Raw genomic sequence first — 6,194 nt, forward strand, 5'->3', positions numbered from 1 at the left:
CGCGCTGCGCGTCGCCCCGGCGCCGCGGCTACAATCGCCTCCGCATGGTCATGACCGGCCAGTTCCTGGAGCGGCCCGCGCTCGTGGACGTGCAGGGGCTCGTGCTCGAGGCGCTCTATCACCGCGGGTCACGCCGCCCGGCGCTGCTCGTCTGCCCGCCCCTCGGCGGCGGCGGCATGGACGCGCCGCCCGTGGCCGAGCTCGCCTGGAGCGCGGCGCGCGCGGGGCACCCCTCGCTCAGGTTCCAGCACCGGGGCGTCGGCGCCTCGCAGGGCGCGCCGGATCCCGCGCGCGCGCTCGACGACGCCCTCGCCGCGCTGCGACACCTCGCCGAGACCGCCGGTGGATCCATCGCGCTCGCGGGGGTGGGGTCCGGCTGCGAGACCGCGCTCGCCCTCGCGGCGGCGCGTCCCGAGCTCGCGCGGCTCGTGCTCGTCGCCCCGGAGCGCGCGCCGCGCCCGGCGGCCGGCGCGCGCGTGCTCGTGCTCGTCCCGGAGCACGGCGCGCGGGTGCAGACCGGGGAGTGCGAGGGAGCGCAGGTGGACACGGTGCCGGACGCGGACGCGCTCTTCCGGGCGGGGCTGCCGGAGATGGGGCGGAGGGCGGTGGAGTGGATCGGGAGGGGTTGAGGGGGTCCGCCGGTAGCAGAACCCGCGACCGCGACCGCGACCCCGACCTCGACCGCCCCCTACCCCACCCGCCGCAGCACGAGGCACTTCAAGTATCGCCCCTCCCGGAACTGGAGGGACACCGGGTGGTCCGGGGTCTGCCGCGTCTCCTCGACGAGCTGCAGCTCCAGCTTCGCCTTGTACGCGGCCTCCTTCACCGCCTCGGTGAACTGCTCGGCCGAGACGCGCGCGGAGCAGCTCGCGGTGACGAGCAGGCCGCCCGGGGCGAGCACGGCGAGCGCGGCGCGGTTCAGGGACGCGTAGCCCGCGAGCGCGGCGTCGACCGCCTTCTGCGACTTCGCGAACGCCGGGGGATCGCAGACGACGAGATCGAACCGGCGGCCCTCCCGCTTGTACCGGGCGAGCAGCTCGAACGCGTCCTCGGTCGCGAACGCGTGATCGGCCGGGTCGAGGCCGTTCGCGCGGAAGTTCTCGCGCGCGAGCGCGATGGCGTCCCTGTCCACGTCCACCGACACGACGTGACGCGCGCCGCCGAGCGCGGCCGCGACCGAGAAGCCTCCCGTGTAGCTGAACAGGTTCAGCGCCTCCGGCCGCCCCGCTGCGAGCGCGCGCACGCGGCGGCGGTTCTCGCGCTGGTCGAGGAAGTGGCCGGTCTTCTGCCCGCGCCGCACGTCCACGAGCACCTGCATCCCGTGCTCGTCGTAGGCGATCCGCTCCGGCGGCTCCGCGCCCCACAGGACGCGGCCCTGCGGCGCCCCGGCGTCGGCGTCGTCGAGGTCGTCGCGCGGGATCTCGTCCCGTCCGAACACGCCGGCGAGCCCCTCGGCCTCCGCCCGCAGCGCCTCCACGATCGCCGCGCGGTGGGGGGTGAGGCCGGCGGAGTAGAGCTTCAGCACCGCGAAGGTGTCGTAGCGATCCGCCACGACGCCGGGCAGCCCGTCCGACTCGCCGTGCACGAGCCTGAAGCCGGTCGTGCCGTGGACGAGCTCGCGCCGGAGCGCGATCGCGCGCGCGATCCGGCGGCGCCAGTACGCCGCGTCGATGGCCTCGGCGGGCTCCCGCGTCAGGATCCGCACGGAGATGGCGGAGTGCGGATCGTAGTAGCCGCGCGCGACGAACCGCCCCTCCTCGGTCACGTCCACGATGGCGCCCGCGGGGAGCCCCTTCGGCGCCCGCTCCACAGCCTTGCGGAACACCCACGGATGGCCCGCGCGCAGGTGGCGCGCGAGGTCCTTGCGCAGCTCCAGCTCCGCCTCGCCGCGCACCGCGCTGCCGACTGCCCTCATCGCGCCTCCGCCCTGGCGCGCCTCGCGCGCCGGCCCGTGCGCGCGCGCTCCTCGCGCGCGCGTGAGAAGTTCCCCACGACGAGCCCCGGCCGCGCCGCCTTCAGCTCGGCCACGAGTCGCCGGATCCCGAGGGCGCGTCCCGCCCCGCCGCGGCCTCGCGCGAGCTCCGCGTAGACGTCCGGATCGAGCGCGAGCGGCCGCGTCTGGACCTGGTCCACACCCGTCTCGGCGACGAGCCGGCACAGCCGCTCCGCCTCGCCCTCGCGGTCGGTGACGCCCGGGAAGGTGAGCAGGTTCAGCGCGACGTACGCGCCCTTCGCCTTCGCGACGTGGAGCGAGCGCACGACGTCCTCGAGGCCGTAGCCGCTCGGGCGGTAGTACGCCGCGTACAGGTCGGGCGAGGCCGAGTTCGTCGAGATCCGCACCGAGTCGAGCCCCGCGTCGCAGAGCTTCCCGAGCGCGGCCGGGAGCGAGCCGTTCGTGTTCGCGTGCAGCGAGCCGCGCGGAGTCTCCGCCCGCACGCGCCGGAGCGCCCGCTCGATCTCCTTCCAGCGCGTGAGCGGCTCCCCCTCGCAGCCCTGGCCGAAGCTCACCATCACGTGCCCCGTCGCGCGCGCGAGGTGGCGCAGGGCCACCTCCGCCATCTCGTCCGCGGTCGGCGCCTGCGCGATCCGCTCGTGGCTCGAGGGCGGCATCCCCTCCTGCTGCTCGGAGAGGCAGCCGACGCACGAGGCGTTGCACGACGCCGACGCCGGGATCGCCCCCTCGTCCCGGCCGTAGAACGTGTTCTGCGCGGTGAAGCAGCGCCACTCGAGCGCGCAGCGCGCGAGCTGCCGGTAGATGGGGTTGTCGGACTCCTCGAGCGTGCGCGCGACGAGGTCGGGGAGCTCCTCGGTCGAGTGCGCGGCCGGGCTCCAGTGGCTCCGGCGATCCGTGTGCAGGGCCCACGCGACGGGACCGCGCGCGCCGAGGGCCGCGGCCGTGTACGCCCACTGCGGGAGGATCGGCGCCTCGCCGGTCGTGGGGAGGGCCGCCCTGGCCGCGGCTGGCAGGAACGTCCGCGTGTACCCCGGCGGCAAGGTGGCGCCCACGGCGTGCGGCTTCACCCTCCTGCGCCCGATCTTGACCTCGTGGAGGACGATCGGTTCGCCCGTCGCCGGATCGAGGCCCACGGGCCGCCGGCCCGGGAGCATGCAGAGGGACGCCCCCTCGGGGAGGTCGAGCGGGCGCTCGCGCGTCGCGAGGATCTCGTCGCCGCTCCGCACGGCGGCGTCGAGCTCGGGGTGGTCGTAGACGTTTCCGCGGTCGTCCGCGAAGAGGAGCTTCGGCATTCGGCGTTCTATCTAAGCGTGGCGCGCGGCGTCGCCCGGGCGGAGGGTACGATCTCGCGGCCCGCGGTCATACCACGCAGGCGGCCGGCCAGGCGCCCGCCTCCGCGCCCGTGCCTCCGCTCCGGCTCGCGCCTCGGAGGCATGCGTACCCCCTCAGGGCCGATTAGAATTCGCGGGTCCTTTCCGTCATCTCGACTGCATGCACCCCTGGCGACCGGGCGCGGGGGTGAGGCGCGGGAATCGTTTCGGCCGGCTGCTCGTTCCCTGGGTCGTGGTACGAGGGAAGCGGAGCACGGACGAGCGGAATAGAACCCGGGTGGGAGACACGAACCCCTGATGTTCGATCTGAGACAGACCGATCTCACGCGTGGCGAGTTCGAGGAGCTCGCGCTCAAGCACCTCGACCCGCTGTACTCCGCGGCCCTCCGGCTCACCAAGAACGACCGCGACGCGGAGGATCTCGTCCAGGACACGTTCCTGCGGGCCTACCGGTTCTTCGAGAAGTTCGAGCGAGGAACCAACATGAAGGCCTGGCTGTTCAAGATCCTGACGAACACCTTCATCAACCGCTACCGGCGGTCGGTGAAGGAGCGGAACATCGTCGAGGGATCCGAGCGCGACGCCGTGCACGAGCGGTTCGTGTCGAGGGAGGCGGCGGAGTTCGCCGCGAACCCGGAGCAGTACTTCTTCGACCGGCTGCTGTCCGACGACGTGCTCAAGGCCGTCGACTCGCTCCCCATCGACTTCCGGCTCGTCGTGATCCTCGCGGACCTCCAGGAGTTCTCGTACAAGGAGATCGCCGAGATCCTGGACGTCCCGGTGGGCACCGTCATGAGCCGCCTGTACCGCGGGCGGCGCCTCCTCCAGAAGGCGCTCGCGAGCTACGCGGTGGTCTCGGGCGTGCTGCAGGAGGTCGGGGAAGACGGCAGCATCGACCTCGAGACGTATCGGAAGCGCCGCGGCAAGTCGGCGTAAGGCCCCGGCGGAACGCGCCCATGGCGATCGAACCCACGCTCATCGCGGCCCTCGAATGCAGCGACGTCGAGCGCTCGGTCGATCCGTACCTCGACCGCGAGTTCGACGAGCGCGAGCGGTCCGAGATGGACGTCCACCTCGCCGCGTGCCCGCGCTGCCGCGCGCTCGTCGAGCGGCAGGCCCGGATGCGCGCCGCGCTGCGCGCGAAGCTCCGCGAGGCGCTCGGTGAGGACGCACCCTCCGGCCGCGCCCCGCCCGCGCTCCGCACCCGCATCGAGGGGGCCCTCGCGCGCCGCCGCAAGCCGCTCTGGCGCCGCGCCCTCGCGCCCATCCCGATCGCCACCCTCGCCGCCTGCGTCGCGGGCGTCCTGCTCGTGCTCTGGCTCGATCCCCTCGGCCACGGCGGCAGCCCGCTCCTGGAGGACGCGATCCGCAAGCACCACCGCGAGCTCCCGCTCGAGGTGACCTTCACCGATCCCGAGAGCGGCATCCCCGGCTGGTTCGCCGGGAAGCTCGACTTCAACCCGGCTCCGCCACGCTTCCGCGCCGCCGGCGTGCAGGTGCTGGGCGCGCGCCTGTCGCACATCGGCGCGTGGCCGGCCGCCTACATCCGCTACCAGCTCCCCCGCGGCCAGGCCGGCCTGTTCATCGTCGACGATCCCGACGGCCGGTTCGACGCGTCCGGGCGCGAGGTGAAGATCGGGCCGCACAAGGTCAAGATCGCGACCGCCCGCGGCTACAACGTGGCGGTCTGGCGCCAGGACGAGATCGTCTACTCCCTCGTCTCCGACCTCGACGAAGCTCAGCTCTTCGATCTCGTCCAGACTGCGCAGGCCGACGCCTCTCATTAGCCGCGCATTTTGATCCGCGCCCGGGCTGGGGTAGAGTTTCCCAGCCTTTTCCGCGCGGTTGCCTCATCGCCGCGCCCCGTCCCGCCCCTCCCGGAACGCGCGATGCCCACGAAGATCCTCCTCATCGAGAACGACGCCGCCCTCGCGTCGGCGCTCACCGACGCCCTCGAGTCCGAAGGCTTCGAGGTCCGCGCCACCGGGGACGGCAAGGAGGGGCTCGACCTCGCGCGCGAGTGGGGCCCGCAGGCCGTGGTGCTCTGCGTCGAGCTCCCGGGCATGAGCGGCTACCTCGTCTGCCAGCGGCTCAAGAAGGACGACGCCCTCAAGTCGATCCCGCTCGTGCTCACGAGCGCGGAGGCCACCGAGGAGACGTTCGAGAAGCACCGCGCGTTGAAGGTCCGCGCCGACGAGTACCTCTTCAAGCCGTACGCCACCGAGGCGCTCGTGGACGCCGTGCTTCGGGTCGCCGGCGCGCCGGAGCCGGCAGACGAGTACGACATCCCGCGCCCGGCCGACGATCTCGAGGAGGAGGAGCTCGTGAGCCTCGAGGACGCGATGGGCCTCGAGGCGCTCCCCAACGAGCCGGTGGAGGATCTCCCCGCGCTCGACCTGTCGGCGCTCCCGGACGAGCCGGTCGAGAGCCCGCGCAGCGCGGGCGCGGACGACGAGCTGCGCCTGCTCGACGACGCGTTCGAGGAGCTCGCCGCCCCGCGGACCGCGGGCGAGGACGAAGGGCTCGACCTAGAGCTCGGGCTGCCGCAGCCCGAGGACGGCGAGCCGTTCCGCCTCGACGACGGCGTCCTCGAGACCGGCGCGCCCGCGGACGGCGGGGAGCCCGAGCTCGGGCTCGACGCGCTCTCCGACGGGCCGGACTCGCTCGGGCTCCCCGAGGGCGACGACGACCGCCCGCCCTTCCGTGAGCACGACCGGCCGGACGACGCTGCGCCGGCCCGGGCGGCCCGGCCGGCTCCGCGCGCCCCCGTCCGCGGCGCGAGCGCAGACCTCCTCCGCGCCGCGGGCATCCCCCTCCTCGACGAGCTGCCCGCGCCGGCGACCTCCGGCTCCGCGGCCCGCGCCGACGTGGGGCGGCTCGAGCGCGAGCTCGAGGACGCGCGCGCGCGA

The 6,194-nt window shown here is 74.2% G+C and carries 6 protein-coding genes; 4 read left to right on the forward strand and 2 right to left on the reverse strand.

The window, feature by feature from the left end; genetic code table 11:
- Positions 1-44 precede the first annotated feature (44 nt).
- Positions 45-629: an alpha/beta hydrolase gene (locus MNZ29_RS15680; protein ID WP_242339792.1), complete on the forward strand. Its 585-nt coding sequence runs from the start codon at positions 45-47 to the stop codon at positions 627-629.
- Between the two features lie 59 nt (positions 630-688).
- Here the strand turns inward: MNZ29_RS15680 and MNZ29_RS15685 are convergent, their stop codons facing one another.
- Positions 689-1,915 (reverse strand): class I SAM-dependent rRNA methyltransferase, encoded by a 1,227-nt coding sequence (locus MNZ29_RS15685; RefSeq protein WP_242339794.1) that lies wholly within the window; start codon positions 1,913-1,915, stop codon positions 689-691.
- Positions 1,912-3,246, reverse strand: a complete 1,335-nt coding sequence (locus MNZ29_RS15690; protein ID WP_242339796.1) for a radical SAM protein — start codon at positions 3,244-3,246, stop codon at positions 1,912-1,914. Before MNZ29_RS15690 ends, MNZ29_RS15685 begins: the two co-directional genes overlap by 4 nt.
- Positions 3,247-3,582: 336 nt before the next feature.
- Between MNZ29_RS15690 and MNZ29_RS15695 the strand changes: the two genes are divergently transcribed.
- The 3 genes from MNZ29_RS15695 to MNZ29_RS15705 form a co-directional block, all read left to right on the forward strand.
- Positions 3,583-4,221 (forward strand): sigma-70 family RNA polymerase sigma factor, encoded by a 639-nt coding sequence (locus MNZ29_RS15695; protein ID WP_242339798.1) that lies wholly within the window; start codon positions 3,583-3,585, stop codon positions 4,219-4,221.
- 20 nt (positions 4,222-4,241) lie between these two features.
- A complete protein-coding gene (locus tag MNZ29_RS15700) occupies positions 4,242-5,072 on the forward strand; it encodes an anti-sigma factor (RefSeq protein WP_242339800.1) in 831 nt (276 codons plus the stop codon).
- A gap of 102 nt (positions 5,073-5,174) precedes the next feature.
- The coding region (locus tag MNZ29_RS15705) for a response regulator transcription factor (protein ID WP_242355831.1) at positions 5,175-6,194 on the forward strand (1,020 nt) is incomplete at its 3' end.

The organism is Anaeromyxobacter sp. SG64, assembly GCF_022690745.1.
Lineage (GTDB): Bacteria > Myxococcota > Myxococcia > Myxococcales > Anaeromyxobacteraceae > Anaeromyxobacter > Anaeromyxobacter soli.